The organism is Streptomyces sp. NPDC046881, assembly GCF_040645015.1.
Lineage (GTDB): Bacteria > Actinomycetota > Actinomycetes > Streptomycetales > Streptomycetaceae > Streptomyces.
The window spans coordinates 1-2,326 of record NZ_JBEYXJ010000230.1; the positions used below are offsets into that span (position 1 = coordinate 1).

The window sequence follows — 2,326 nt, forward strand, 5'->3', positions numbered from 1 at the left end:
CGGGCTGCGGCGCTGGGGCGCCGGTCCCGGCCGAGCGGCAGGCCGACCATGTACGCCATGGCAGCAAGTAGCCCCGTACGACAGCGTGAGGAACGATGTCGTACGGGGCCGCGTCGATTGACTCACCGCCGTCTCCTACGTCGGGGATCCGCCGAAGTGAGTTCTCCGGGAGCCCTCCCGTGCACGTCAGGACGTACGCAAGGGGTCATACTGCGAGTTCCACCGTCTACGGTCTACGGTCTACGGTCGGCGGAATGCCGGTGTGCAGTCGGCTGTTCAGCCCCGGCTCGCCGCTTCCGGCACCGCGGGCTCCGCCACCCCCGCCGCGCCCCGCCCCCCTGCCGTACCCCCGCCGCCGCGCAACTCCGGCAGGACCGTGAGGAGGCCGACGGCGGCCAGGACGGCGCCGAGCCAAAGCGGGGCGCGCAGCCCCCAGGTGTCGATGGCGACGGCGCCGGCGGAGGAGCCGATGATGACGCCGAGCGTGATGAAGGAGGAGTGGACGGTGTTGACGAGCGGCCCGGCGTTGCCCGCCCGCTGGACCCGGGTCACCATCGCCGGGTTCATGGTGACCCCGGCCAGGCCGATGCCCAGCATGCAGAGCACCGCGGGAGCGGCCGTGCCGGCGAAGACCGCGAAGCCGGCGAGGAAGACCAGGTTGAGCAGCAGGCCCACGGCGAGCACCGGCAGCGTGTACCGGTCGGCGAGCCGGCCGACGACCGTGTTGCCGACGACGGTCGCCGCCCCGTACGCAATCAGGAGCAGCGGGACGGTTCCGGCGGAGAACCCGGTGAGCCCGGTGAGGATGGGGTGGAAGTAGCTGAAGGCCGAGAACGTGGCGCCGATGACGAGCGTGCTGCCGGCCAGCGCCAGCCACAGCCGTGGCCGCGTGAAGACACCGGCCTCGGCGCGCAGGCCACTGCTCGGCGCGGCATCCAGCCCGGGCACCCCGGCCAGGGTGGCCGCGCCGGCGACCAGGGTGAGCACCGAAACGGCCCAGAACGCGGCGCGCCAGCCGAGCCGTTCGCCGATCAGGGTGGACAGCGGCAGTCCGAGCAGGGTGCCGAGCATCAGGCCGTTCATGGCCACGGCGACCGCCCGGCCGCGGATCTCGGGGCGGGTGAGCCGGGCGCACAGCGAGATGGCGACGCCGAAGAAGGCCTGGGAGGCGACGCCGGTGACGACGCGGGCGACCAGCATCGTGCCGTAACCCGTGGCGGTCGCGGCAAGCACGTTGCCGGCCAGGAACACGGCGAAGAGCACCAACAGCGCGGTTCGGGGCGGGAGTTTCATCACCGCCACGGTGAGGACGGGCCCGCCGACGGCCATCGCGGCGGCGAACGCGGTGATGAGATAGCCGATCTGCGGGACGGTGGCGTGCAGTCCGGCGGCCATCTGCGGCATCAGTCCGGCGACCGCGAACTCACTGGTCACCAGGGCGAAGATGCCGAGCGCCAGGACGTAGACGGCACGGGGCACGGAAGGCTCCTTCGAGTCGGACGACCAAGCGTTATGGATCGGTCAGTTCAAAATAGCGGCATGGAAGCGTTTTGGATCCATCGGTTCAAAAATGGAGCAGCCGGAAAGGGAGTGGGCCGAGGCCGGCTCAGCCCGTCAGGGCGTCCAGTGCGACCTCGACGATCGCCTCCAGCGCGGCCCGGTCGGCCCCTCCCTGCGCGGAGACCCGCAGGCCCGCGACCGTGGCGTTGAGGAACCGGGCCAGGTCGCCCGCGTCCCGGGCCGAGGTGATGCTGCCGTCCCGGCGGCCGGCCTCGACGGCCGCGCGCAGGGCGGCCAGCCGGCGGGCCGTGTCCTGTTCGAGCATCCCGGCCGCGGCGGCGTCGCGCCCGGCCAGTTCCACCGTCGTGTTCACGGTGAGACAGCCCAGGCTCCGGCCACCCGGCCGGTTCTGCGTTTCACCGTCGAGCACCAGGGCGAACAGCCCGCGGATCCGGTCCCCGCCGCTGCGCTCGGGATCCTCCAGCACCGCCAGCTGGGCCGCGTTCATGACGGTCATGTAGCGGTGCAGGGCTCGCTGGAACAGGTCGTGCTTGCTCTTGAAGGTGTTGTAGATACTGCTGCGCCCCAGTCCGGTGGCGGCGCACAGGTCCTGGGTGGAGGTGGCCTCGTAGCCCTTCTCCCAGAAGGTGCGCATCGCCGCGTCCAGGGCCCGTTCCTCGTCGAACATCCTCGGTCGGGCCATGGTCCGAGCCTAACCGTTTTGGATCGACCATTTCAATACGGCGCATACGGCTCTCGGCGCGGTGCCGGCCCGCCCCACCCGGCGAACAAAGAGGGTGGGGGCGCGGCCCCCGGGGCCAGCCCC

General features: G+C 71.7%; 2 protein-coding genes. Both read right to left on the minus strand.

The features are described 5' to 3' along the window. Positions 1–276: 276 nt before the first annotated feature. Positions 277–1,479: an MFS transporter gene (locus ABZ923_RS41180; protein WP_361483549.1), complete on the minus strand. Its 1,203-nt coding sequence runs from the start codon at positions 1,477–1,479 to the stop codon at positions 277–279. 127 nt (positions 1,480–1,606) lie between these two features. Continuing rightward, complete coding sequence (locus ABZ923_RS41185) at positions 1,607–2,203, minus strand: helix-turn-helix domain-containing protein (RefSeq protein WP_361483552.1); 597 nt, start codon at positions 2,201–2,203, stop codon at positions 1,607–1,609. Positions 2,204–2,326 lie beyond the last annotated feature (123 nt).